We start from the raw sequence: 25,418 nt of genomic DNA, 5'->3' as shown, positions 1-25,418 counted from the left end.
AGGAAATAGCGTCGGCCGCGCCGCAAGGCACGTTCGCGAATAATCGGGAGCAGACTGTGCTGGCCTGGACCTCAATGGTTTGATGCCTTGGCAGCAAGGCCGACGGGTGAGCCGGCGCTAAAGTCAGGGTGCTGCGGGCGAGCCATCCCAGGGGGTTGCCTCGGACCACGCTTTGAAGAGACTTTTCAGATGAAGAAACTGTCAATTGCATTGGTTATATTCATGATGGGGTGTACGGGCATCCCTGAAGATGTGACACCGGTTGATAATTTCAAACTGGAGAAGTATCTGGGGAAATGGTACGAAATTGCGCGGCTGGATCATTCGTTTGAACGAGGTTTGAGCCAGGTAACAGCAGAATACGGTTTGAGGGATGACGGCGGTGTCAGCGTATTGAACCGGGGCTACTCTGCCAAAGATGATTCACGGAAAGAAGCTGAAGGAAAAGCATATTTCGTTACCAATCCGGATCAGGGATACCTGAAGGTCTCTTTCTTTGGCCCTTTTTATGGCTCGTATATCGTTTTTGAACTTGATGGGAATTATCAATACTCACTCGTATCCGGCCCTGATAAATCCTACTTATGGATTCTGGCCAGGGGACCGAAAATCAGCAAAGAGCTACAGGATATCCTCACAGCAAGAGCGGCAGCATCGGGCTTTGACACAAGCAAATTGATTTTTGTCGATCAAGACAAATCGCTCGCAAGTCAGCCTCACTGAATAGCCGCTCTGCATACGAGCGCGCGATCTGACGATGCAATGCAAGCCAACCATTCCCGTTTCACGCGAAAGGCGCAAACATGAAGATCCAGTCACTTGGGCACGTAGTGATCAAGGTGCGCGATCAAGAACGCGCCGAAGCCTTCTATAACGGGCTTCTCGGAATGCCAATCGCAGCTCGATTGCCTTCGTTTTCAATGACCTTCTTTACTTTGGGCAATCATCACGACTTCGCCATAAAGGCGGTCGGCGATGGTACGCCGGACGCGCCCGAGGATTCACCAGGGCTCTTCCACGTCGCCTTCAAGATCGGAAGCCACATCGACGAGCTTCGCGAGGCGAAGCTGTACCTTGAAGCGACAGGGCTCAAGGTCGACGCGTACGATCACGAGGTGGCCAAATCCATTTACTTCAATGACCCCGATGGCAATATGATAGAGCTGTATATCGACGCGTCGGACGTCTGGAAGCAGCGGCCGGAAGCTGTGGCACAGGGGGCTCCATTTGACCTCTAGGGTGTGTGCCCAATCAGACATATCCGATGCCTCCTGAATCGAGGGGGCTCATTTCATTCTTTGGTCGTCACAAATCAATCGTCAGGAGGTCTATCCATATGAATGCCGATGACTTGCGGTCTGTCCAGACTCCGCTGAAGGAACGCTATCGCGAGACCCCGGACGCCGCGCTGGTCACTCTGCACGCGGAAGGCCGCATCGGCGAAGGTGTGAGCTGCAAGATCGAAACGGGCAAGGCGCTTGTCGTCGCCGGGCTGCATCCGGCCACTGGTGGAAGCGGGCAGGCCGCGTGCTCGGGCGACATGCTGCTCGAAGCGCTGGTCGCTTGCGCGGGGGTAACGCTGAACGCGGTGGCTACGGCGCTTGGCATCGAACTGCGAGATGCGTCGCTGCTAGCCGAAGGTGATCTCGATTTCCGCGGAACCTTGGGTCTGTCCAAGGATGTCCCCGTTGGTTTCCAGAACATACGCTTGAAGTTCACGCTCGATACCGACGCCTCGGAAGAGCAACTCGACACCCTCCTGCGACTGACGGAGCGGTACTGTGTTGTGTACCAGACGCTGGCGCATCCACCAGCGCTGTCCGTCACCCGCAAGCTCGCCACAGGCTGAACGCCTCTGTCATCGAGAAAAGCCATTATGACTCCTGCCCCGTTTCACGTTCGTTTGGCAATCCTGAGCATACCCCTTGCCTTGCTCGGCTGCCCCGGTGCACTTGCTCAAACCGTACAGCAACACGTACATCAGATGTCACACAGCGTGATGCCATTCGATATGGCCCGGACTGTGCACGTCTTCAAGATGACGGAGACTGGTGGCGTGCAGCGAGTCGTGGCGAAAAATCCAGACGCTGCGGATCAGATTGCCTTGATCCGTCAGCACCTTAAGCATGAGGCGGAGAATTTTCAGCGCGGTAACTATTCGGATCCGGCAATGCTTCACGGCTCGGACATGCCCGGCATTAAAGAACTCAAAAGCGGCGCCTCGCAAATCAAGGTTACCTACGCGGCCATCCCTGATGGCGCGGAGATTGTCTTCCATACCTCGAACATTCATTTGCTGACGGCAATTCATCGGTGGTTTGGCGCTCAGTTGTCCGAACATGGCCCCGACGCAAGAGCGGAATAGAATCAGCGCTTATACGGTTCCGTGGGCTGCATTGGGGACACTCGATCGTGCACGACGAAATCCTGAATTTCTGGTTCGTTGAGACGTCACCGCGCATGTGGTGGAAGGCAGACTCGGCGTTCAACGCCGCTATCGCCAGGCGTTTTGGCGCCGTTCACAGCGCTGCCGCACTGGGCGAACTGTTTGAGTGGCGTGCGTCGCCCCGCGGGCGCCTCGCCGAAGTCATCGTCTTGGACCAGTTCTCGCGCAATCTCTTCCGCAAGACGGCGAAAGCTTTCGCGAGCGATCCGATGGCCTTGGTCCTGGCGCAAGAGGCTGTGGCCGGATCTCACGATCAAGGACTCCCCGGTCAACAACGAGCGTTTCTGTACATGCCTTTCATGCACAGTGAGTCCCGCGTCATTCACGCACACGCCGAACAGCTCTTTGCCTCCCTCGGGCTGGACGACAGCTACAAGTTCGAACTCAGGCACAAGGCAATCATCGACCGCTTCGGACGCTACCCCCATCGAAATATGGTTCTCGGGCGCGAGTCGACACCGGAAGAGTTGGAGTTCCTACAGCAGCCCGGCTCACGGTTCTAGCTTTCGGCCACCCGGCGAACGGCCATGAAAGTGGCAAGGCTTGATTTAGCCGTTGGCACTGAGCCAGATTAGCGAACTTGCTTGCCGGTAGCGGACTCAAAGGTTGCCGCAACTCCCTTCATGCCTGCCTCGGTCAAATTGTTCGGCGTGGGACCCAACAGGGCAACCAGGGTACCAGGCGTGCTGAATGGCGGATGGTAATAGAGACTTGATTTTCCATCCGGGCCGCTCGTAAGGAATACGTTGTCTTGCGCCCAATCGCTTCCCACGCTTGAACCCACCACGAGAAGCATGATGATGACCAAGGCCACGAGGCTACGCCGCGCGCGCCGGGCGGGCGACAGTATGCGTTGTTCAGAGTCGAAATCAGCACTCATGATTGCGTTCCTGTAGTGTCTGTGTTTTGGCCTGGCTGACCGATATGGTCATTGATACATCGGGCTTCAGAGACGCCGTAGTGAGTCTGGAGCTCAAAGCGCCGAGCGCGAAGCCGACGCAAATAGACACGATCAGCCGGATCGTGATGCAACGAGTTGTCAAGGGGATCTCCGCTAAATTTTTGCGCCCGGCGCTTGCTACAAACGCCTGGACATGAACACCACTCTGACGATTTTACGAACCGATTGTGACAATCTGTGTATTGGACCGACGTCGCCGGGAAAACTGCTCTGTTTCATTGTGTTGCACAAGCACGATGTGCAAATAGCCCTTCTTGCTCTTTTATCGCGAGGTGGTGCCATGAATAGCGCGGACGCGTCCGATACCTGGGAGCGTCGGAACCCCTACGAGAAGTGCCGGCCGTTGGAGCCGTTTGGTCACCGCGAAGTTCCTCTCATGGCTGAAAATTATTGCCGCACGAAGGTGGCTGGATGTGAGATCCGGTGCTGGAGCACTGTACGCGACGATTGTGGACAATTGCTCGCTATCACCGAACGGGTGTCGAACCCTCGAACGGATTTCTGCAGGCAGCCACGGCGAATCTCGGCGGCCAAGGGCCGGCCCCCGCCCACACTATGGGAGAATGTGCGCACGCTTGAATCGATTGCGACAATTCCTGCAAACCACTAGGGAGGCTCATGTCCGGCACACAGCATGTCCGAATGCTCACGCGCTACAAGGCATGGGCGAACGAAGCAATCTTCTCGATGGTCAGCAAACTCCCCGACGAGGAAGTGATCCGGCAGCGTGTGACACCATTCGGAAATATGGTGCACACGTTGAACCACGTGTACGTTATCGACGCCGTGTTCCAGGCGCACCTGCGGGGTCGGGAGCACGGCTACACCGCGCGTAACACGCCAGGCCATCCACCGCTCGACGAACTCCGAAACGCAGTGCGGACGCTTGATGCGTGGTATGTCGAGTTCGCCGATGCATTGACGCCCGATGAAGTCGACCGGACGATTCACTTTGAATTCATCGGCGGCGGACGAGGCGCGATGACGTGCCAGGAGATTATTCTGCATGTCGTGAATCATGCAAGCTACCACCGCGGCTTTGTTGGCGATATGATTCATCAGGCTGGCGTCACGCCTGATGCAACTGACCTTTCCGTGTTCATTCGCGATGTTGTGCAAACGTACTGACGGAAACCGCGACGGAATGCATTCGAACGTTGGGCTGTTTTGCTATCCCGAGGAAAGACACCTTCATGAATAAACCGGTTTTCTATACCAACCCACAATCGCGCGGACGCATCGTGCACTGGATGCTCGAAGAGATAGGCTTGCCGTACGAAACCGTCTGGCTGGAATACGGCACGACGATGAAGAGCAGCGAATATCTCGCAGTGAATCCGATGGGCAAGGTTCCCGCCCTCACACACGAAGGCGCGATAGTCACGGAAACGGCCGCAATTTGCGCCTATCTTGCCGACCGTTTTCCGGAGAAGAATCTGATACCTCCGTTGAACCATGCTGATCGCGCCACGTATTTCCGCTGGCTTTTTTTCGCGGCCGGACCGCTTGAGCTGGCCGTTACCGCTAAGACCTTGAGCTGGCAAGTACCCGAGGGAAAGAATGCTTTTGTAGGTTTTGGCAGCTACAGCGAAACGATCGATACCCTTGAGAAGGCGCTCACGCCCGGACCTTACATCTGTGGCGGGCAATTTACCGCGGCTGATGTCTACCTTGGTGCGCAACTCGGCTGGGGCCTGATGTTCGGCACCATCGAAAAGCGCCCTTTGTTTGAAGCCTATGTTGAGCGAATCAATGCGCGTCCGGCCGCACTGCAGGCAAACCGCATCAACGAAGATTATCTGAAAAGCCGCAAGTCCTGACCGACATCGGGCGGGAAATCGTTGTCTTGCACGGGACTCCAGCACAATAGGCGTCCACGGTAGCTTGATCATCCGAGCAACAGCCATCAGGTAAGCGAAACAGGAGGAAACCAATGAAAGACACCAAGGCATTAACCCTTGACGATGTGAAACGTATCGCCGCCGCTGCCGAGGCGGCAGCGATTGCCAACGGCTGGTCGGTAAGTATCGCGATTTGTGACGCCGGCGGCCATGCATTGTGGCTGCAGCGCATGGATGGCGCGCCGCTGATGAGCGCCGCCGTGGCTCCGGAAAAGGCGCGCACCTGCGTACTCACCGGCAAGCCGAGCAAAGCCTTCGAAGACATGGTGAACAACGGCCGTTACGCCGCGCTGGCCATGCCGGTCGTTCCCCTCGAGGGCGGCGAACCCATCGTGGTCGATGGAATGATCATTGGCGCAGTCGGCGTGTCCGGTGTCAAGGCCGGCGAAGATGCGTCGGTCGCCCAGGCCGGTGTAGCGGCATTGAACGGATAGTTGTCCGATACTGCAACTGCTTCTGAAGTTGATTTCGTCACGGGCCGGCCCCGCGTATCGGCACCCCGGTTTCAGCGCCGCACGAGAATTCTGCTTACTGGCCATCCAGCAGGACAAGCCGTCTGCTCAAGCGCGCTTTGCTCGCTTCGGGTAGAACGAGTATGCCCGGCTTGCACTGTTAGCAACAAATAGAACTGTCCGGCTTGCACTTGCCTCTTGCGCCACTTTGGTGTGCAATGCTCCATTCACTCATTTTCGTCTGAACACCATGGCCGAAAGCAAGAAATACCAGATCGCCGTAAGCGCCGTTCCGCAATTTATTGCCGATCAATCCGACCCCACCAAAGAAAACTACGTTTTCGCTTACACCATAACCATCGAGAATGTTGGCACCGTTCCGGCACAATTGATTTCTCGTCACTGGATCATCACCGACGCTAACGCACGGGTTCAGGAAGTGCGCGGCCTTGGCGTAGTCGGGCATCAGCCGCTGCTTCAACCGGGAGAGAAGTTTGAATACACCAGTGGGTGCCAGCTCGATACGCCGGTCGGCACCATGCGCGGCAGCTATCAAATGACAGCGGAAGACGGTACGCAATTTGAGGCGGTGATACCCGAGTTTACGCTGGCTATCCCGCGTGTACTGCACTAGCTCCGGTAGTCGGCGTTGATCTTCACGTACTCGTACGACAAGTCGCAACTGTAGACCTTGCCGCGAGCTTCGCCGCGGCCAAGGTCCACGCGAACGGTGATCTCCGCCGCCTTCATGATGCGTGCACCGTCCTCCTCGCGGTACGAGTCGGCGCGTGCGCCTTTCTCGGCGACCAGAACCTCTCCATCCTCACTACCCAGCCAGACACGAACACCGTCGACGTCAAGCCCGGCAATGTCGGCATAGCCAATGGCGGCGAGTATGCGGCCGAGATTGGGGTCGGAAGCAAAGAACGCGGTTTTGACCAGCGGCGAATGACCGATCGCGTAGCCGACACGCTTGCATTCCTCGCGATCCTTGCCACCGTCGACGGCGATGGTGATGAATTTGGTGGCGCCCTCGCCATCGCGAATGATCGCCTGTGCGAGTTCGAGCGCGACCCCGGTCACAGCCTCGCGCAGTTCGGCATATCCGGGCGCCGTGTCATCGGCAAACTCGGCACCGGATTTTCCGGTAGCCATCAGGATGAAGGAATCGTTGGTCGATGTATCGCCATCGACGGTAATGCAGTTGAAGGACGCGTCAGCCGCTTCGCGAACCAGTTGCTGTAGCAGCGATTCGGCGACGCCGGCATCTGTCGCCACGAAACCGAGCATGGTCGCCATGTTGGGCCTGATCATGCCGGCTCCCTTGCTGATGCCGGTGACGGTGACGGTTCTGCCATTGATTTCGACCTGCCGGGAGGCCGCCTTGGCCACCGTATCGGTGGTCATGATGCCGTGTGCAGCGGCGTGCCAGTTATCGGCCTTGAGATCCCCGAAGCAACGTGGCAGCCCGGCGATCAGCCGGTCGACGGGCAGTGCTTCGAGAATCACGCCAGTCGAGAAGGGCAACACCTGACTGGCGTCAACGCCCATAAGCCGTCCGACTGAATCGCAAGTTTCCTGCGCGGCCTGCAGGCCGGACTCGCCTGTCCCCGCATTGGCAATACCGGTATTGATGACCAGCGCACGAATCTCGCTGCCGGATTCGAGGTGACTGCGGCAAAGCAGAACCGGCGCTGCGCAAAAGCGGTTTTGCGTGAACACTCCGGCCACCGTGCACCCCGTATCCAGCGCAACAAGCGTCAAATCACGCCGATCGAGCTTGCGGATACCTGCTTCGGCGAGTCCAAGACGAATGCCAGCAACGGGAAAAAGGGTTTCGGGTGAGGGGGTGGTGTAGTTGACGGGCATAAACATCCTTGAACGCTAAGTGAACGTTAGGCTGAGCCGGAACAAGACGCCAGGCCAGCCGGCAAGCTCCTTCAGTTCAATTTGCCGTGACAGTGCTTGTATTTCTTGCCCGAGCCACAGGGACAGGGGTCATTTCGCCCGACTTTCGGTCCGGCGTGAATCGGTTGAACCCTGGTTTCTTCCTCGTCGTTCGAACCGAGCGCCTCATCGTAGTCGGCATGCTGGTACTTCACGTTCTGCACCTCAGCGTGCGGTGCCGACTCTTCGACGTCTTCCGCGCGAACCTGGACAGTCATCAACAGCCGATTGACTTCGACCCGCACGTTGTCAAGCAACATCTGAAAGAGAGCGAAGGCTTCACGCTTGTATTCCTGCTTTGGATCCTTTTGCGCGTAACCACGCAGGTGGATGCCCTGCCGCAGGTGATCGAGCGCGGCGAGGTGCTCGCGCCAGTGGGTGTCCAGACTCTGCAACATCACATTGCGTTCGAACTGATGGAAACTCTCAGCGCCGACCAGATCGACTTTTGCCGCGTAAGCCGCGTCGGCCTGCTCAATGATGCGCTCAAGCATCGCCTCATCACCCAGAGTCGGCTCATTTCGGAACCACTCGACGATCGGCACCTGCAACAGCAGCTCGGAAGCCAGTTCTTTTTCCAATGCCGGCAGGTCCCATTGTTCTTCAACGCTTTCCGCGGGAACATAACGCCTGAACGTGTCGTACAGGACACCCTGGCGCATGGCGGTGATGGTCTCGGATATATCATCGGTTTCGAGCAGCTCGTTGCGCTGCGCATAGATGACATTGCGCTGATCGTTGGCCACATCATCATATTCAAGCAATTGCTTGCGGATATCGAAGTTGCGGCTTTCAACCTTGCGCTGGGCCGATTCGAGCGAGCGCGACACCAGCGGATGCTCGATCGCCTCGCCTTCCGGCATCTTCAGGCGCTCCATGATCGACTTCAGTCGGTCGCCGGCAAAAATCCGTAGCAATGCGTCGTCCAGTGCGAGATAGAAACGCGATGAGCCCGGATCGCCCTGACGACCGGAACGGCCGCGCAACTGGTTATCGATCCGGCGCGATTCATGGCGCTCGGAACCGATGATGTGCAGCCCGCCGGAAGCGACCACCTGATCGTGCACTTTCTGCCAGTCGCTGCGCAGCGCGGCAATCCTTTCCTCTTTGGCGGCGGCATCCATCGCCTCGTCATCACGTATCGCCGCGAGCTGCTTCTCGATACTCCCACCCAGCACGATGTCGGTGCCGCGACCGGCCATGTTGGTCGCAATGGTGATCATTCCCGGACTGCCCGCTTGCATGACAATCTCGGCTTCGCGGGCGTGCTGCTTGGCATTGAGCACTTGATGAGTCAGTTTTTCGCTATCGAGCAGCGTCGAAAGGAGTTCGGAATTTTCGATCGACGTTGTACCCACCAGCACCGGCTGACCACGCTTCTGGCAAGCGCGAATATCGGCAACGATAGCCTCGTGCTTTTCCTTGGAGGTACGGAAGATCTGGTCGTTGTTGTCAACACGCCTCATCGGCACGTTGGTCGGGATCACTACTGTTTCGAGACCGTATATTTGCTGGAACTCGTAAGCCTCGGTATCTGCGGTACCGGTCATTCCGGCGAGCTTGCCATACATGCGGAAGTAGTTCTGAAAGGTGATCGAGGCCAGCGTCTGGTTCTCGTTCTGTATTTTGACCCCTTCCTTCGCCTCAACCGCCTGGTGCAAGCCGTCAGACCAACGGCGTCCGGACATCAGGCGCCCGGTGAATTCGTCAACGATGATGACTTCACCGTTCTGCACCACGTATTGCTGATCCTTAAGGAACAGGTTATGTGCGCGCAAGGCGGCGTAAAGATGGTGTATCAGCAGGATGTTGGTCGAATCGTACAGACTGCCGCCTTCGGGCAGCAAACCGACGCGGGCGAGAACTTCTTCGGCGTGCTCGTGCCCTTCCTCGGTCATCAGGACCTGATGGCCCTTTTCGTCGACCCAGTAGTCACCGGGACCGTTCTCTTCCTGACAGCGCACCAGCAGGGGTGCTACCTGATTCATACGCACGTAGAGATCCGTGTGATCCTCCGCCTGACCGGAAATGATCAACGGAGTGCGCGCCTCGTCGATCAGGATCGAGTCGACCTCGTCGACGATGGCATAGCTCAGTTTGCGTTGCACGCGCTCCCTGGTCGTGTAGACCATGTTGTCGCGCAAGTAGTCGAAGCCGAATTCGTTGTTGGTACCGTAAGTGATATCGGCTGCATAGGCTAGCTGCTTGTCATCATGCGCCATCTGCGACAGATTGACGCCGACCGTCAGCCCGAGGAAACGATGAAGACGCCCCATCCACTCGGAATCGCGACTGGCCAGATAATCGTTCACGGTAATGATATGCACGCCCTTGCCGGCAAGCGCATTGAGGTAGGCCGGCAGGGTAGCGACCAGCGTTTTGCCTTCACCGGTCCGCATTTCGGAGATCTTGCCATCATGCAGCACCATGCCACCGACCAATTGGACATCGAAGTGACGCATGCCGAGCGAACGCTTGCTCGCCTCGCGAACAACGGCAAAGGCCTCCGGCAGCAACGCATCAAGCTCTTCCCCATTGGCCACGCGGGCCTTGAACTCGGCCGTCTTGCCACGCAGGTCATCGTCTGAAAGCGCGCTGATGCCTGCTTCCAGCGCATTGATCTTACGGATGGCCGCAGAATACTGCTTGATCAGCCGATCATTGCGGCTGCCGAAAAATTTCTTGAGTAGGCCGGGAATCATTCTGGGAACAGTCGAAGCACATAAAGGATGGGATTCTATCACGCGCAACCCATGCAGCGGTTCCGGAAAAACTCCCCGGAATGCCGGCCATTTCGGACTCCCGGATGATTCCTTATCGAGGCGCGCTGAAGGTGGCAGTGGCCCGTGTATTCGGCGTGTTCGCTGTATTCGCCGGGGGCGCTATTCTTTTTTCAGGCAGTGGAACCGGCCTTGCAGCCAGCGGGGAATTGAGCGCCATCTGCGTGCTCTGACGAACGAAACGCGCCGGGTTTTGCGCAACGCCTTTGAAGCGCACTTCGAAATGCAGGTGCGGGCCTGTGGAGCGACCCGTATTGCCGCTGGCGCCGATGGCCTGACCGCGCTTTACGATCTGCCCGGCCTTGACATCGATCTTCGAAAGATGGGCATAGCGCGAGGAGAACTCATTGCCATGGTCAATCTCAATCATGTTTCCGTACTGCGGATGATACTCGGCCGCCTGAACCACACCCCCTGCAGAAGCAATGACGCGCGTCCCCTTGTCAGCGACAAAATCGATCCCTTCGTGCATGGCCCTGACGCCGGCGATCGGATCGACACGATAGCCAAATGTCGAACCCACATGCTCGGCTTTGATTGGCAGCATTGTCGGCAGCAGTGCGTTCTTGATGCGCCGCTCCATGAGTTGCGACTCAAGCTCAGTCAGTGTTTCGCTGCGTTGCTCGACGATCTCGGCCAACCTGTCGATGTCGCGTTGAAGTTCATCGGCCGCATGCGGCTGAACTGAATAGACGAGCGGCCCACCCTGACCGGATTTGTCGATTGCCTCGGGCTTTGCTGGCTTTACACCCGAGAGCCTGGATATCCGCTCCCCGAGCGAATCGAGGCGAATCAATTGCGCCTGCATCTCACCCAGCTTGACCGCCATCGAAGAAACGTTGTACCGCATGTACTCTTCGGTCTTGCGATTGTGTACCTGCTGCACAGCCGCCACGAGTTCGGCAGCAAAAGGCATGTTAAAACGAACACCGACCCACGAAAACAGGAACGAGGTGGCAAAGGCCAGGATGATGACGCCTGAAAGCAACGCCAACAAGGTGCGGTACGATAGATTCAACGTCTTGGCGGTTGCCAGTCGATTGGAGACGAGAATAATATGCAAGTTGCTCCTCCTCGATGTTACCGATGCAAAAATCCCTCGAAAACTATCTGGAAGCAGCCGATGGTGCCGGAAAAGTCCTGGCACACGCGAAACTGCTCATGAAACTGACGCATCTGTATCAAGAGATTGCGCCGGCACACCTGGGCCAGACAAGCAGCCTGGCCAATTTCAAGTCAGGAACTATTGTTATTCACGCCGTTAGCGGCGCGGCCGCTGCCAAGTTGCGTCAGTTGGCGCCCACGCTGGTCGACGGTTTCTGCAAACGGGGAATTGAGTGTAACGGCGTTCAAATCAAAGTGCAAGCCAGAAAAATAAGCATACAATCAATGACATCCGCACAGAAACCATTGGGATCAAGGGCCAGGCGGGAGCTTGAAGGCTTGCGCGACTCGCTCCCGAACGCCCCGTTACGGACTGCTCTCGAAACTTTGCTCGCGCGCGCAGCTACAAAGGAATGACTGCGACCCGTTCCAGAATCAGCAGGCCAAACACGAGCAATGCAACAATCAAGGCATAGCGGAACAGGCGCCAAGCGAACTGAAGATACCTTTGATCCCGCGTGAGAAAAAACAGTACCACGCCAATTGCCACTGAAATAACCGTCAATACAGCCAGCAAACGTAGCAGCCACACGGTTCGTGACTCCGAAACTAAGTGGCTCGCAATGCCATCCAGCGCTCTATGGCCTGAGGCATCTGCGCCTGATCCTCGAAGGATACATACTCCCAGGCGTCTGGGTTGGCCAGCAGCTCACGGGCCAGCGCGTTGTTCAAGGCATGGCCCGACTTGTGTGCGGTAAAGGCGGCCAGGAGCGGATGGCCCAGCAGATAAAGATCGCCGATCGCGTCGAGCACCTTGTGTTTGACGAATTCGTCGGCATATCGAAGTCCGTCGGCATTCAGCACGCGATACTCGTCGAGCACCACGGCGTTGTCCAGACCACCGCCCTGCGCCAGACCGTTCTCGCGCAACCACTCAACCTCCTGCATGAATCCAAAGGTACGTGCGCGCGCCACTTCCCTCACATACGAATGCTCGGCGAAATCAACGGTCACCTCCTGTCCGGTACGGTCGATTGCAGGATGGTTGAACAGGATGGAGAAGGTCAGCCTGAATCCGTCGTAGGGCTCGAAACGAGCCCATTTTTCTCCCGAAGGATCAGCCTCGCGAACTTCAATCGGGCGTTTTACACGAATGAATTTCTTGGCGACCGGCTGTTCTTCGATACCTGCAGACTGAATCAGAAAGACGAAGGGCGAAGCCGACCCGTCAAGAATCGGCAGCTCGGCCGCATCAAGATCAACAAACGCATTGTCGATACCCAAGCCGGCAAAGGCCGACATCAGGTGCTCAATGGTTCCGACCCGGATTTTCCCCTGCGGTCCCTCCTGCTCAAGACACGAGCACATGCGTGTATCGCCGACCGTGAGCGCCGACGCCCGAAAATCGACCACTGGATCAAGATCAATACGCCGAAAGACGATACCCGTATCGGGCGCTGCCGGACGCATTACCATATTGACCTTGACGCCGGAATGCAGGCCAACTCCGGAAGCGCGGATCAAAGATTTTAAGCTGCGTTGTTTAAGCATCTATTTGATAAATTGGAAAATTTCACGATTGTATCACAAGCGCGTCCTGCATTTGGCTGACCGAAGCATCTCCCGGAATCACGCGCGACGACAAGAGCCTGGTTGCCAACCCACTGCCAGCAGGGGAAAAGTTCCCCGGAATTCGAAAGCTTGCAGGCAGTGGGTGTGCATCCCCATTGTCAGTCCGCCTGTTTTCTGAGAAATGCCGGAATATCGTAGCGATCGACGCCGCTATTGGCCAATGCTTCGACGGTCGCGTTACGCCCCTTGCGAACAACGGCTGGGATCGCGTCCAGTTGACCATAATCGACGCCGGTCGTGCCTTCTTGTGCAAAACCGCCATTGGTGCCATTGGCTTTCATGACTGGCGTATTGATCACTTCGAAGCTCTGCCTCTTGGCCTGAGCCTGACCCAAGCCGGTGGCGACGACCGTCACGCGAATTTCCTCATCCATCGCCTCATCGTAAACTGCGCCAAAGATAATGTGCGCGTCGTCGGCGGCAAACTCGCGAACGGTATTCATCACCTCATTGACTTCCTTCATCTTCAGGCCCCGTGACGAAGTGATGTTCACCAGGACGCCCTTGGCGCCGGACAGATTGATTCCTTCGAGCAAGGGCGAAGCCACCGCCTGCTCGGCAGCAATGCGCGCACGATCGACCCCTGATGCGTTGGCCGAACCCATCATGGCCATACCCATCTCGCCCATCACGGTACGTACGTCTTCGAAGTCGACGTTGACCAGACCCGGGAAATTGATGATTTCGGCGATTCCGCCCACGGCGTTGCGCAGCACGTTATCCGCCGCCTTGAATGCTTCGTCCATCGACACATCTTCACCGAGGACATCCATCAACTTGTCGTTGAGAATGACGATCAGCGAATCAACGTGCTTCTGCAACTCCGCAATACCTTCCTCCGCGACTTTCAGTCGCTTTCCCTCGAAAGCGAAGGGCTTGGTCACCACGGCGACGGTCAGAATACCGAGCTCTCGCGCCACCTCCGCAATGATCGGCCCGGCACCTGTTCCTGTGCCGCCGCCCATGCCGGCGGTAATGAACACCATATGTGCTCCCTTTAGCGACTCGGCAATCTGGTCACGCTCTTCCACCGCGGCACTGCGTCCCGCCTCCGGTTTGGCACCCGCACCCAGACCCGTCTTGCCCAAGCGGATCTTCTTGTGCGCCACGCTACGCTTCAGTGCCTGGGAATCGGTGTTCGCGGCAACGAACTCCACCCCCATGACCCCTTCCCGAATCATGTGATCTACAGCATTGCCACCGGCGCCGCCAATGCCGATCACCTTGATCACGGTACCCCAATCGCTAGTGGCTTCTTCCTTTTCGATGATTTCAAACATGGCTCTCTCCTCCGCAAAAAACTGATAAAAAAGTGTGACTAAAAATTTTTCTCAAGCCAGGACTTCATCCGGCCGAATACCTGCTTGACATCCCTTCTCTCACGCACCTTCAGGCCGCGTTTTCGTTGTGTTTGCGCTTCGATCAAAAGTCCGCTGGCGGTAGCGAAACGCGGTGCCTGCACGACATCGGCGAGCGCTCCGTGATACTTCGGTATTCCGAGTCGAACCGGCATGTGAAAGACTTCTTCGCCAAGCTCGATCATTCCCGGCATCACCGACGAACCACCGGTCAGCACGATGCCGGAGGACAACACCTCTTCGAAACCTGAGCGACGCAGTTCCGCCTGGATCAGCTCAAACAACTCCTCGACGCGCGGCTGGATAACGTCGGCCAGCGCCCGCCGCGACAATTTGCGTGAAGGGCGGTCATCAACACCCGCCACATCGAGCACCGCTTCCGAATCCGCCAGATCGGAAAGCGCGCAACCATATTTGCGCTTGATGTCTTCCGCCTCGCGTGTAGGCGTGCGCAACGCCATGGCGATGTCGTTGGTGATCTGGTCGCCGGCAATCGGAATGACCGACGTGTGGCGAATGGCACCCTGGGTCCAGATCGCCAGATCCGTCGTACCGCCTCCGATATCGATGAGACAGATACCCAGATCCTTTTCGTCCTCGGAAAGTACGGCGTAACTCGATGCCAGCGGTTGCAGCACCAGATCATTCACCTCCAGGCCACAACGACGCACGCACTTGACGATGTTCTGCGCGGCGGAAATCGCACCGGTCACGATATGCACCTTCACTTCAAGGCGAAAACCGCTCATCCCGATCGGTTCGCGAATGCCGTCCTGATCGTCGATGATGAATTCCTGCGTCAGGATGTGCAGGATTTCCTGGTCAGCCGGAATCGGCATTGCGCGCGCCGTTTCGATGACGCGCTCGACGTCCATCGGCGTCACTTCCTTGTCCTTGATGGCGACCATCCCGTTCGAGTTGAAGCTCTTGATGTGGCTGCCGGCAATCCCGGTATAAACATCCTTAACCTTGCAATCGGCCATCAACTCGACTTCCTGCAGCACTCGCGAAATGGTCGCCACGGTCTCTTCGATATTGACGACGACACCTTTCTTCAGCCCCCTCGAATCCTGCGATCCCATGCCGATGATGTTGAGCCGCCCCTCAGGGCTGATTTCAGCGACCAAGGCAACGATCTTTGACGTACCGATATCCAGCCCGACGATGATTTCCTTGCTATCCCTGCTCATGGCTTCCCTTTGTTCTCAATTGCAGGCGCTGCGGCGACACGTAGCGCAAACCCATTCGGATATCGCATATCCACAACCTTTGGTCGCTGCAGGGCGGCGGTCAATACGCTCGGGTAGTACTCGACGAATCGCTCCAGGCGCTCCCGCAGCGGCGCCTTTGCCTGCTGCCTTCCCAACTCGACGATCATTCCGTCGTCCAGCCTGAGCTGCATGGCAAGCCGTGGCGAAACATTCAGTTCCTGCGGCACGCGCCCGAGCGGCTTGAGCATCTCCGCAGCTTCCCGGTAGTAGGTCAGCATCTCCGGAGCCCAGCCGGACGGGCCGACGAGCAAGGGTATTGGCGCTGTCGGCGAGGCATTCATTTCGGCCGCGAACACTTCGCCGTAAGAATTCACCAGTTGCCCCGTTGACTGCCCCCAGAATGCCGCCGGCACGTGTTCCTCGATACTGACTTCGAGGCTTGAAGGCCATCGCCGCCGAATGTCGACATGTCGTATCCATGGCAGTTGCTCCAGCGACCGTCGAACGCCGTCCAGATTGATGCTGAAGAAGTTCCCGCGCAGCCGGTCGGACAGCGACTGTTCGACCTCGCTGCGCCGCACTTCGCGCAACTCCTGCATGACGATTACTTCGCGCAACGGGAACACGGGCAGGTGCGCGGCCCACACGACAAGCGCACCGAACAATACGGCCGCCGCTGACACCAGGAGCAGATCGGACACGGCGGTCATCAGTTGCGGTTTGTCCCACATCGATCATCCCAGTGCGGCCTGTGCCAGAACACGCACAACCAGGTCGTCATAGGAAATGCCGGCGACGCGTGCGGCCATCGGCACCAGCGAGTGATCCGTCATTCCCGGCGACGTATTCACTTCGAGAAAGTAAGCCTTGCCAAGATCGTCCATCAGAAAATCGACCCGCCCCCAGCCGCGACAGCCCAGTACCTGAAACGCTTCGAGCGCCTGGGAACGCAATTCCAGTTCACGCGCTTCGGGCAAACCACAGGGGCAGCGGTAGGCTGTGTCATCGCGAGAATACTTTGCTTCGTAGTCGTAGAAATCGGTGGCCGGCTCAATCTTGATGATTGGCAGTGCCTGCATCTTGTCGCCCTCGCCGAGAATGGCGACGGTATATTCGCCGCCGAGAATGCCCTGCTCCGCAATCACCAGCCGATCATGTTTCGCCGCCTCGAAATAGGCAGCTCCCAGCTCGCCGGGATTCCGCACCATCGAAACGCCGATTGACGAGCCTTCACAGACCGGCTTGACAAAAAGCGGCAGCCCAAGCTGCTTCTCGACCGAGCTGAAATCACTGCCCGAATCGAGCATGACGAACGGGGGAATGCTCAGGCCGACCGCGCGCCACACCAGCTTGGTACGCCACTTGTCGATGCCCAATGCGGAGGCCATCACGCCGCTCCCGGTGTAGGGAATGCGCATCAGTTCAAGTGCCCCCTGGATCGTGCCGTCTTCACCGTAGCGACCGTGCAGCGCGATGAAGGCGCGATCAAATGCCGCCAGTTCATCGAGCTTTCGTTCAGCCGGGTCGAAAGCCTCGGCGTCAATTCCATTTCGCTGCAACGCCGCCAGCACACGCGAACCACTGTTCAGCGACACCTCGCGCTCGGCTGACCGGCCACCCAGAAGGACAGCGACTTTTCCGAAATCATTCATTGCTGCACCAGCTTTCCGGGTACGCCGCCGATCGAACCCGCACCCATCGTTATCACGACATCACCGTCGCAAACAACATCAAGAATCGCCTGTGGCATGTCCATGATGTTCTCGACGAATACCGGTTCGATCTTGCCCGCCACGCGCAGCGCCCGAGCCAGCGCGCGGCCGTCCGCTGCGATGATCGGCGACTCGCCGGCGGCGTAGACTTCGGCCAGTACGAGTGCATCGACACTGTTCAACACGCTGATAAAGTCTTCGAAACAGTCTCGCGTCCGGGTGTAGCGGTGCGGCTGAAAGGCCAGCAGCAAACGCTGACCGGGGAAAGCACCGCGTGCCGCAGCGATGGTCGCCTTCATTTCAACCGGATGGTGTCCATAGTCATCGACCAGCGTAAAACATCCGCCGCCGGCAATCGGCACTTCGCCAAAACGCTGGAAGCGACGGTCCACACCCGTGAACTCATCCAGTGCCTTGATGATGTCACCGTCGGAGATACCGACTTCGCTGGCCACGGCAATCGCGGCCAATGCGTTCAGAACGTTGTGCATGCCGGGCAGATTGAGCGTTACCGGAAAGCGGCTGGTGCTGCCGTTGACGCGCACACAATCGAACTTCATCTGGCCATCGGCCGCCACGACGTTCTCGGCGCGCACGCTGGCTGAGGCATCCTGACCATAAGTAATGATCTGTTTGGAGACTTGCGGAATGATTTCACGCACGTTCGGATCATCGACGCACAGTACGGCAACGCCGTAAAACGGCAGCCGCTGCAGGAAGTCGACGAACGCCTGCTTGAGGCGGCCGAAATCGTGGCCGTAGGTTTCCATATGATCGGCGTCGATATTGGTCACGATCGAAATGACCGGCGACAGGAATAGAAAGGACGCATCCGACTCGTCTGCCTCGGCCACCAGGAAATCCCCAGCGCCGAGACGCGCATTGGCGCCCGCGGCATTCAGCCGGCCACCGATAACGAAAGTTGGATCCATGCGACCTTCGGCCAGAATCGAGGCCACCAGACTTGTCGTCGTGGTCTTGCCGTGCGTACCCGCAATCGCGATTCCCTGTTTGAGGCGCATCAACTCGGCCAGCATTTGAGCACGCGGCACAACCGGCACCTTGAGGCGGCGTGCAGCCAGCACTTCCGGATTGTCGGCTTTGACCGCCGTCGATACGACAACTGCGTCAGCGCCTTCAATATTCTGTTCAGCGTGTCCGACCATAATGGAGATACCGAGTCCGGCAAGGCGCCGGGTCGTCGCGTTGTCAGCCAGATCCGAGCCGCTGACGCCGAAGCCCAGGTTGACCAATACCTCGGCGATGCCGCTCATTCCCGCACCGCCGATACCGACGAAATGGATGTTTTTGACTTTATGTTTCATTGGTTGTCTTCTTGCACAGCGTTTCACATACACCCGCAACGTCGGCCGTTGCCTCGGGCTTGGCCATCGCGCGGGCTCGCTCAGCCATTTGCTGCAGCTGGCCACGGGTGTAGTTGCGGATAAGGCTGATCGACTCCGGAGTCATTTCGGTTTGCGGCAGCAAGATCGCACCGCCGGTGGAGGCGAGGAATTTCGCATTGGATGTCTGGTGGTCGTCAACCGCGTGCGGGAACGGCACCAGAATGCTCGCCACACCCGCTGCCGACAGCTCGGCAATGGTCAATGCCCCTGCCCGGCAGATCACCAGGTCGGCCCATTCATAGGCGCCCGCCATGTTGTCGATGAAGGCCACGCAGTGTGCCTGAATGCCGGCCTCGGCATAGTTCTTCTCAAGTTGTTCCAGATGCTTTTCCCCGGCCTGATGCACGACGTGCGGACGCTCATCTTCCGCAAGCAGGGCCAGACCCTGCGGCAGCACTTCATTCAACGCGGCGGCACCCAGACTGCCCCCGATAACCAGCAGGCGCATGGTCGGTTCGCGGCTGGCAAAACGCTCCTCAGGCGGCGACATCCGGGAGATATCGGGACGCACCGGGTTACCGGTATAGGTGCCTTTTGGCAGCGTATCCGGGAAGCCGCAGAGCACTCGGTCAGCCACTTTGGCCAGCACCCGGTTGGCCAATCCCGCGACCGAATTCTGCTCATGGATGACTAGCGGATACGCGAGCAACGCGGCCATCATTCCCCCCGGGAAGCTGATGTAGCCGCCCATGCCGAGCACGACATCCGGCTTGATCCGACGTATCGCCTGCGCCGCCTGCCAGAAACCTGAGAGCAGATTGAACGGCAGCATGAGCTTGCGTAGCCAGCCCTTGCCGCGCAAGGCCGCGAAGCGCACCCAGGCCATTTCGTAACCGCGCGGCAGAACCAGCTTGTTCTCGATGCCATTCGGACTACCCATCCAGACGACGTTCCAACCCCGGTTCTTCATCAGATCAGCCACCGCCAAACCAGGGAATACATGGCCGCCGGTACCGCCGGCCATGACGAGAATTGTCTTTGTCATAGCTTGGCACCTCGCATGAGCTGCCTGTTTTGGCTACGGCCGCGCTGCGCGCTTAACTTGCTGTGCAAGTTAGCCTTCGCCGAAATAGCCAACTGGGGATAAGCGTGAGGACTCATAACTTCGCTCCACGCATCAATTGCCTGTTTTCCCAATCGACCCTTAGCAAAATCGCCAGCGCTATGCAGTTGGCGAGAATGCCCGAACCGCCGAAGCTCATCAGTGGCAGGGTCAGCCCCTTGGTCGGCAGCAGACCCATGTTCACACCCATGTTGATGAAACTCTGGATGCCGATCCAGATCCCGATTCCTTGAGCAACCAGTGCCGGATACAGCCGCTCAAGTGCGACGGCCTGACGGCCGATCACGAAGGCACGCTGGATGACCAGGCCGAACAGAACAATGACCAGAACGACACCCGCGAAGCCCAGTTCTTCAGCGATCACTGCCAGCAGAAAGTCGGTATGTGCTTCGGGCAGGTAAAACAGTTTTTCGACACTGGCCCCCAGACCAACGCCCAGCCATTCGCCACGCCCGAATGCAATCAGGGCATGCGATAGTTGATACCCGCGTCCCAAGGCATCAGCCCAGGGATCCATGAATCCGAAAATTCGGTCACGACGGTAGGGAGAAGCGATGATGAGCACAGCAAAGGCTGCAGCCAGCACGACGAGCAGGATGCCAAACAGACGCGCCCGCATGCCTCCCAGGAAAAGGATGCCGATCGCAATAGAGATGATCACCACAAAGGCGCCGAAATCCGGCTCTTTGAGCAGCATGATGCCGATCACCACCATGGCGCCCGCCATCGGCAGGAAAGCCTTCTTCAGATCGTGCATGTGCGGCATCTTGCGTACCGTATAGTCGGCGGCATACAGGACGGCAAAAAGCTTCATCAGCTCGGAAGGCTGAAGATTGACGATGCCAAACGACAGCCAGCGGCGGGCACCGTTGACATCGCGACCGACACCCGGAATCAGCACCAACGCCAGCAGCACGAAGCCAGCGACAAAAAGCCAGGGGGAGAGCTGCTGCCAGGTCGATAGCGGCACCTGGAAAACAAATGCGGCCGCGACCAGCCCGACCCCCAGAAATACGCCGTGACGAATGAGGAAATAGGCTGAATGATTGCCGGTGAAGTGCCCCGCTTCAGCGATGGCAATCGACGCGGAATAGACCATCACCATTCCAATCAGCAACAGAATCAGACTGCTCCATAGAAGAGTCAAATCCACTTCAGCGGGCATCCGGCGAGGCGTGTCAAGTGAAAGCAACATCAGGCCGCCTCGCTTTCCAGACCACGCACAACCTTGATGAACACTTCCGCGCGATGCGCGTAATTGCGAAACATGTCGAAACTGGCACAGGCCGGCGAGAGGAGTACGGCATCGCCTTGAGCCGCCTGTGTGGCACTCCAGCGGACAGCTTCGGCCATGTCGGCACAATGTTTCACGGGTACACCACAGCCCTCGACGGCAGTCGCAATGAGGCCGGCATCGCGCCCGATCAGGGCGACAGCACGGGCATGCCGTGCAAGCGCCGACCTGAGTGGCATGAAGTCCTGGCCCTTGCCTTCGCCACCGAGGATGACCGCGACCTTGCGGCCCATCCCCTGAACCGCAGCCAGGGTTGCACCGACATTGGTTCCCTTGGAATCGTCGAAGAACGAGACGCCATTGATTTCGGCGATGAAATCGACACGATGCTCCAACCCCGAAAACCCGGCCAGAGCCGGCAGCACGGAATACGGATCGATGCCGACCGCCTCACACAAGGCCAATGCCGCCATGGCATTGGTTGCATTGTGCAAACCCGCCAGCTTCAGGTCGCCGAGGGCAATCAGCCTGTCATTCCCGCGCACCAGCCAGCCATCGACGAAGCCGTAATCGATCGGGCGTGGTGCGGCATTCAGCCCGAAACTGACCATCCTGCGCCCACAGCGCCCGGTAGCGAGACAGCGATCATCGTCGCGGTTGAGCACCATGACGCCGCGGCCTTTGAAAATGCGTTCCTTGGCGGCCACGTAGTCGTCCATGCCGGAATAGCGGTCGAGGTGATCCTCGCTGACGTTGAGCAAGGTCGCGGCGTTGGCTTGGAGTGAATGTGTTGTTTCAAGCTGGAAGCTGGAGAGCTCGAGAACCCAGATTTCTGGCAACTCATTGGCATCAATCGCGGCCATCAAGGCGTCCAGCGCCGACGGACCGATATTTCCGGCTACGCTTGCGCGTCGACCGGCAGCGGAACACAACGCGCCGACCAGAGCCGTTGTCGTGGTCTTGCCATTGCTCCCGGTGATGGCGATGATTTTCGCCTGCGGTGTTATCTGTCGAACACCCCAGGCGAACAGCTCGATCTCCGAAACAACCGGGACTCCGCGCGACACAGCCTGCTGCACCAACGGCTCCTGCACGGGCACGCCGGGCGACAAGGCGAGCAATTCAATTCCAGTGAGTGCGGCGTCATCGAACGGACCCGCGTACAAACGCGCTTCCGGCAGGAACGTGCGCAATGCCTTTTCATTGGGCGGTTGCGAGCGACTGTCGGCAACACGCACGACTGCATCCTGGCGGGCAAGCCACTTGGCCATGGCCAAACCACTCTCGCCAAGGCCTACGACCAGTACGTTTCTCCCGAGCAGATTCATGTCAGCGGATCTTCAAGGTGGAAAGCCCGACCAGCACCAACATGATGGTGATAATCCAGAAACGAACAACGACCTGCGTCTCCTTCCAGCCGCCGAGTTCGTAGTGGTGGTGCAAGGGCGCCATGCGAAAGATCCGCTTTCCCCCGGTGAATTTGAAGTACAGCACCTGAGCGGCTACGGACAGGGTTTCAGCAACGAACACGCCGCCCATGACGGCGAGAACGATTTCCTGACGCACGATCACGGCCACGGTACCGAGTGCCCCACCCAACGCAAGTGCGCCGACGTCGCCCATGAACACCTCGGCGGGATACGCGTTGAACCACAGAAAACCGAGCCCTGCGCCGGCCATGGCGCCGAGGAATACAGCCAGTTCGCCGGCACCGGGGATGTAGGGCATAAGCAGATATTTCGAGAAAACCGCGCTACCGGCCACGTAAGCAAAGATGGCCAGCGCGGCGGCGATCATCACGGTCGGCATGATGGCCAGACCATCGAGACCATCGGTCAGGTTGATCGCATTGCTGGTGCCGACGATAACCAGGTAGGTCAGCGTGATGAATCCGAATACGCCGAGCGGATAAGTCACGGTCTTGAAGAAGGGGACGATCAGTTCCATTTGCGCGGGAACGGTCGACGACATGGAAAGGTAGATGGCCACCCCCAGCCCCAACACGGATTGCCAGAAATACTTCCAGCGACCGGGCAACCCCTTGGGGTCGCGATAGACGACTTTCTTCCAATCGTCGTACCAGCCTATGGCACCAAAACCAAGCGTGACGATCAGCACCACCCAGATATAGCGGTTGCTCAAATCACCCCACAGCAGTGTCGTGATCGCGATGGCGATCAGGATCAGCGCACCGCCCATCGTTGGCGTACCAGACTTGACAAGGTGTGTCTGCGGACCATCCTGGCGAACCGCCTGCCCGATCTTTTTGGCCGCCAGCCAGCGGATCACGCGTGGCCCGGCGACAAAGGAAATGATCAGCGCCGTCATAGCGGCCAACACGGTACGCAAGGTGATATAGCCGATCACGTTGAATCCGCGTACGTCTTGTCCGAGCCATTGCGCAAGTATCAGCAGCATTAGTGGTCACCCCCCGATGTCGAAGCGCTGACGGCATCGGCTACAGCGCTTACCACCCTCTCCATTCGCATGAAGCGTGACCCCTTGACCAGAACGGTGGTTTCCGAAGTCAACTCGCCGACAAGCGTCTCTATCAGATCGTCGACTTTCTTGAAGTGCTGCCCTCCGCTGCCGAAGTTATGCGCGGCCAATGCGCTCGACTCCCCAAACGCCAGCAAACGATCAACACCCTGACTCTTGGCATAGCCGCCTACTTCGTCGTGAAACTGCCCGGTCATGTCGCCAATCTCGCCCATGTCGCCAAGAACGAGGATTTTCTTGCCCACTGTTGCCGCCAGAACATCAATGCCAGCACGCACCGAATCCGGATTGGCGTTATAGGTATCGTCGAGAACGATCGAGCCGTTCATTCCGGCAAGCTGCTGCAGACGGCCTTTGATCCCGCGGAAAGCGATCAGGCCATCCCGCACAGCCGCCAAAGAAACGCCAGCGGCCAGCGTCGCGGTGGCCGCACCCAGGGCATTGCGCGCGTTGTGCGCACCCGGCAGAGCCAGCGAAACTTCGATCTGTTCCCCTTGAACCAACACGGTCAGGCGGTTTTCCAAACCCCGGACCTGGTATCGTCCTGTAACATCTGCCGACTGCTCGAAAGCGAAGCTCAGCACCTTTCGACCGTCACTCTGCGCACGCCACAAATCGGCCCACGGATCGTCATCGTTGATTGCCGCCACACCGCCTTCACCCAGCCCCTGATAGACGCTGCCTTTCTCCGTCGCGATTGCTTCGATCGAGCCCATGCCGGCCAGATGCGCGCGCTGGGCATTGGTAACCAGTGCGACCGTTGGTCGCGTTATGTTGGTCAGATACGCTATTTCGCCGGGGTGGTTCATCCCCATCTCGATGATTGCGGCACGGTGTCCGGCATTCAGTGCGAGCAGCGTCATCGGCAAACCAATGTCGTTGTTGAAGTTGCCTTGCGTCACCAGAACGGCATCGCCATAAACAACCTTCAGGATACTGGCGATCATTTCCTTGGTGGTGGTCTTGCCGTTGCTGCCGGTCACGGCTATCAGCGGCAGCGCAAAGCGGGCACGCCAGGCAGCAGCGAGCGCACCGAGCGCCAGGCGCGTATCGGCCACAACAACCAGCGGTAGTTCGTAGCTGTTCTCCTTCTCGACCGTATCGGAAGCCACGACTGCGGCGACAGCACCACGCGCTTTGGCGGCGGCAATGAAGTCATGGCCGTCAAAGTTTTCACCGCGTAGAGCGATGAACAGATCTCCGGGCACAATCTTCCGGCTGTCGGTCGATACCCTGGAGAAAGCGATGTCTTGACCGATAGCGGTACCGGACATCGCCGCTGCGGCCGACAGGAGGTCCATCATCATGGTCACTGGCTCCTCTCCAGCCTGGCTGCGAGCGCCAACCGCGCCTCGGCGGCGTCCGAGAACGGTCGGCGCAAGCCTGCGATTTCCTGATACGGCTCGTGCCCTTTGCCGGCAAGCAAGATCACGTCGGCTGGATGCGCAGCCAGAATCGTTCGGCGGATGGCCTCAGCGCGATCAACGATAAGCTCAGCAGTTTTTGCGCCCGCCCGGATTTCTTCGAGGATCGCCGCAGGTTGTTCATTGCGAGGGTTGTCGCTGGTCAGCACAACGCGGTCGGCCAGTTGCGTCGCGATTTCGCCCATCAGCGCCCGTTTGCCGCGGTCGCGATCACCGCCACATCCAAAAACGGCAACCAGTGCTGCGCCGCGCGCCTTCGTTACTTCGCGCAGGGCACGCAGCGCGCTT

The 25,418-nt window shown here is 58.3% G+C and carries 27 protein-coding genes; 10 read left to right on the top strand and 17 right to left on the bottom strand.

All coding sequences use genetic code 11. The features are described 5' to 3' along the window. The first annotated feature begins 189 nt into the window (after window positions 1-189). From PROAA_RS06765 to PROAA_RS06745, 5 genes are all read left to right on the top strand, one after another. Window positions 190-723 carry a lipocalin family protein gene (locus tag PROAA_RS06765; RefSeq protein ID WP_186410611.1) on the top strand — a complete coding sequence of 178 codons (534 nt, stop codon included), beginning with the start codon at window positions 190-192 and terminating at the stop codon, window positions 721-723. Window positions 724-803: 80 nt separating this feature from the next. Then, the gene (locus tag PROAA_RS06760; protein WP_186410610.1) at window positions 804-1,238 is read left to right on the top strand and encodes a VOC family protein; all 435 of its coding nucleotides are present in this window, start codon (window positions 804-806) and stop codon (window positions 1,236-1,238) included. A 98-nt stretch (window positions 1,239-1,336) separates the two neighbouring features. Beyond that, window positions 1,337-1,849: an OsmC family protein gene (locus PROAA_RS19055; protein ID WP_186410609.1), complete on the top strand. Its 513-nt coding sequence runs from the start codon at window positions 1,337-1,339 to the stop codon at window positions 1,847-1,849. A 27-nt stretch (window positions 1,850-1,876) separates the two neighbouring features. Continuing rightward, on the top strand, window positions 1,877-2,365 hold the full coding sequence (locus tag PROAA_RS06750; RefSeq protein ID WP_222102138.1) for a hypothetical protein: 489 nt from the start codon (window positions 1,877-1,879) through the stop codon (window positions 2,363-2,365). A gap of 47 nt (window positions 2,366-2,412) precedes the next feature. Beyond that, window positions 2,413-2,949 (top strand): DUF924 family protein, encoded by a 537-nt coding sequence (locus PROAA_RS06745; protein WP_186410608.1) that lies wholly within the window; start codon window positions 2,413-2,415, stop codon window positions 2,947-2,949. A 68-nt stretch (window positions 2,950-3,017) separates the two neighbouring features. Here PROAA_RS06745 and PROAA_RS06740 read toward each other — a convergent pair whose 3' ends face one another. Continuing rightward, a complete protein-coding gene (locus tag PROAA_RS06740) occupies window positions 3,018-3,326 on the bottom strand; it encodes a hypothetical protein (RefSeq protein WP_186410607.1) in 309 nt (102 codons plus the stop codon). Window positions 3,327-4,025: 699 nt separating this feature from the next. On the opposite strand from PROAA_RS06740, the gene PROAA_RS06735 reads away from it, so the two are divergent. From PROAA_RS06735 to apaG, 4 genes are all read left to right on the top strand, one after another. After that, window positions 4,026-4,535: a DinB family protein gene (locus tag PROAA_RS06735; protein WP_186410606.1), complete on the top strand. Its 510-nt coding sequence runs from the start codon at window positions 4,026-4,028 to the stop codon at window positions 4,533-4,535. 65 nt (window positions 4,536-4,600) lie between these two features. After that, window positions 4,601-5,227 (top strand): glutathione S-transferase family protein, encoded by a 627-nt coding sequence (locus tag PROAA_RS06730; protein ID WP_186410605.1) that lies wholly within the window; start codon window positions 4,601-4,603, stop codon window positions 5,225-5,227. A gap of 113 nt (window positions 5,228-5,340) precedes the next feature. Further along, window positions 5,341-5,742, top strand: a complete 402-nt coding sequence (locus PROAA_RS06725; protein WP_186410604.1) for a GlcG/HbpS family heme-binding protein — start codon at window positions 5,341-5,343, stop codon at window positions 5,740-5,742. Window positions 5,743-6,010: 268 nt separating this feature from the next. Next, on the top strand, window positions 6,011-6,394 hold the full coding sequence (gene apaG, locus PROAA_RS06720; RefSeq protein ID WP_186410603.1) for a Co2+/Mg2+ efflux protein ApaG: 384 nt from the start codon (window positions 6,011-6,013) through the stop codon (window positions 6,392-6,394). Here the strand turns inward: apaG and argJ are convergent. The 3 genes from argJ to PROAA_RS19275 form a co-directional block, all read right to left on the bottom strand. Then, window positions 6,391-7,629, bottom strand: a complete 1,239-nt coding sequence (gene argJ / locus PROAA_RS06715; RefSeq protein ID WP_186410602.1) for a bifunctional glutamate N-acetyltransferase/amino-acid acetyltransferase ArgJ — start codon at window positions 7,627-7,629, stop codon at window positions 6,391-6,393. The two genes, apaG and argJ, sit on opposite strands and share 4 nt — an antisense overlap. 71 nt (window positions 7,630-7,700) lie before the next feature. After that, a complete protein-coding gene (secA, locus tag PROAA_RS06710) occupies window positions 7,701-10,409 on the bottom strand; it encodes a preprotein translocase subunit SecA (RefSeq protein ID WP_186410601.1) in 2,709 nt (902 codons plus the stop codon). Window positions 10,410-10,521: 112 nt separating this feature from the next. Next, window positions 10,522-11,550: a M23 family metallopeptidase gene (locus tag PROAA_RS19275; protein ID WP_186410600.1), complete on the bottom strand. Its 1,029-nt coding sequence runs from the start codon at window positions 11,548-11,550 to the stop codon at window positions 10,522-10,524. A gap of 23 nt (window positions 11,551-11,573) precedes the next feature. Here PROAA_RS19275 and PROAA_RS06700 point away from each other — a divergent pair, with 23 nt between their 5' ends. Continuing rightward, window positions 11,574-12,008 (top strand): DciA family protein, encoded by a 435-nt coding sequence (locus PROAA_RS06700; RefSeq protein ID WP_186410599.1) that lies wholly within the window; start codon window positions 11,574-11,576, stop codon window positions 12,006-12,008. On the opposite strand, the gene PROAA_RS18840 is transcribed toward PROAA_RS06700, so the two are convergent. The 13 genes from PROAA_RS18840 to PROAA_RS06640 form a co-directional block, all read right to left on the bottom strand. Then, window positions 11,995-12,183, bottom strand: a complete 189-nt coding sequence (locus PROAA_RS18840; protein ID WP_222102137.1) for a hypothetical protein — start codon at window positions 12,181-12,183, stop codon at window positions 11,995-11,997. The genes PROAA_RS06700 and PROAA_RS18840 overlap by 14 nt on opposite strands. 17 nt (window positions 12,184-12,200) lie before the next feature. After that, entirely contained in the window at window positions 12,201-13,142 is a 942-nt protein-coding gene (lpxC, locus tag PROAA_RS06695) for a UDP-3-O-acyl-N-acetylglucosamine deacetylase (protein WP_186410598.1), read from the bottom strand. A 179-nt stretch (window positions 13,143-13,321) separates the two neighbouring features. Then, complete coding sequence (gene ftsZ, locus PROAA_RS06690; protein WP_186410597.1) at window positions 13,322-14,503, bottom strand: cell division protein FtsZ; 1,182 nt, start codon at window positions 14,501-14,503, stop codon at window positions 13,322-13,324. Window positions 14,504-14,541: 38 nt separating this feature from the next. Further along, window positions 14,542-15,771, bottom strand: coding sequence for a cell division protein FtsA (ftsA, locus tag PROAA_RS06685; RefSeq protein ID WP_186410596.1), 1,230 nt, complete (start codon window positions 15,769-15,771; stop codon window positions 14,542-14,544). After that, the gene (locus tag PROAA_RS06680) at window positions 15,768-16,523 is read right to left on the bottom strand and encodes a cell division protein FtsQ/DivIB (protein ID WP_186410595.1); all 756 of its coding nucleotides are present in this window, start codon (window positions 16,521-16,523) and stop codon (window positions 15,768-15,770) included. The genes ftsA and PROAA_RS06680 overlap by 4 nt, the downstream gene beginning before the upstream one ends. A gap of 3 nt (window positions 16,524-16,526) precedes the next feature. Further along, window positions 16,527-17,444 carry a D-alanine--D-alanine ligase gene (locus tag PROAA_RS06675; protein ID WP_186410594.1) on the bottom strand — a complete coding sequence of 306 codons (918 nt, stop codon included), beginning with the start codon at window positions 17,442-17,444 and terminating at the stop codon, window positions 16,527-16,529. Then, window positions 17,441-18,829, bottom strand: a complete 1,389-nt coding sequence (murC, locus tag PROAA_RS06670) for a UDP-N-acetylmuramate--L-alanine ligase (protein WP_186410593.1) — start codon at window positions 18,827-18,829, stop codon at window positions 17,441-17,443. Before murC ends, PROAA_RS06675 begins: the two co-directional genes overlap by 4 nt. Next, window positions 18,819-19,895 carry an undecaprenyldiphospho-muramoylpentapeptide beta-N-acetylglucosaminyltransferase gene (murG, locus tag PROAA_RS06665; RefSeq protein WP_186410592.1) on the bottom strand — a complete coding sequence of 359 codons (1,077 nt, stop codon included), beginning with the start codon at window positions 19,893-19,895 and terminating at the stop codon, window positions 18,819-18,821. Before murG ends, murC begins: the two co-directional genes overlap by 11 nt. Window positions 19,896-20,007: 112 nt before the next feature. Next, window positions 20,008-21,168: a putative lipid II flippase FtsW gene (ftsW, locus tag PROAA_RS06660; protein ID WP_186410591.1), complete on the bottom strand. Its 1,161-nt coding sequence runs from the start codon at window positions 21,166-21,168 to the stop codon at window positions 20,008-20,010. Beyond that, window positions 21,168-22,535, bottom strand: a complete 1,368-nt coding sequence (gene murD / locus PROAA_RS06655; RefSeq protein WP_186410590.1) for a UDP-N-acetylmuramoyl-L-alanine--D-glutamate ligase — start codon at window positions 22,533-22,535, stop codon at window positions 21,168-21,170. The genes ftsW and murD overlap by 1 nt, the downstream gene beginning before the upstream one ends. Before the next feature lies 1 nt (window position 22,536). Next, window positions 22,537-23,625 carry a phospho-N-acetylmuramoyl-pentapeptide-transferase gene (gene mraY / locus PROAA_RS06650; protein ID WP_186410589.1) on the bottom strand — a complete coding sequence of 363 codons (1,089 nt, stop codon included), beginning with the start codon at window positions 23,623-23,625 and terminating at the stop codon, window positions 22,537-22,539. After that, window positions 23,625-25,010 carry a UDP-N-acetylmuramoyl-tripeptide--D-alanyl-D-alanine ligase gene (locus tag PROAA_RS06645; protein ID WP_186410612.1) on the bottom strand — a complete coding sequence of 462 codons (1,386 nt, stop codon included), beginning with the start codon at window positions 25,008-25,010 and terminating at the stop codon, window positions 23,625-23,627. The genes mraY and PROAA_RS06645 overlap by 1 nt, the downstream gene beginning before the upstream one ends. A 5-nt stretch (window positions 25,011-25,015) precedes the next feature. Next, a partial coding sequence (locus tag PROAA_RS06640; RefSeq protein WP_281182249.1) for a glutamate ligase domain-containing protein occupies window positions 25,016-25,418 on the bottom strand: 403 nt, incomplete at its 5' end.

It is taken from the genome of Candidatus Propionivibrio aalborgensis (assembly GCF_900089945.1).
Classification (GTDB): Bacteria; Pseudomonadota; Gammaproteobacteria; order Burkholderiales; family Rhodocyclaceae; genus Propionivibrio; species Propionivibrio aalborgensis.
Note: the sequence above shows the minus strand (reverse complement) of the source record. Positions and strands in the feature narration are given on the sequence as shown.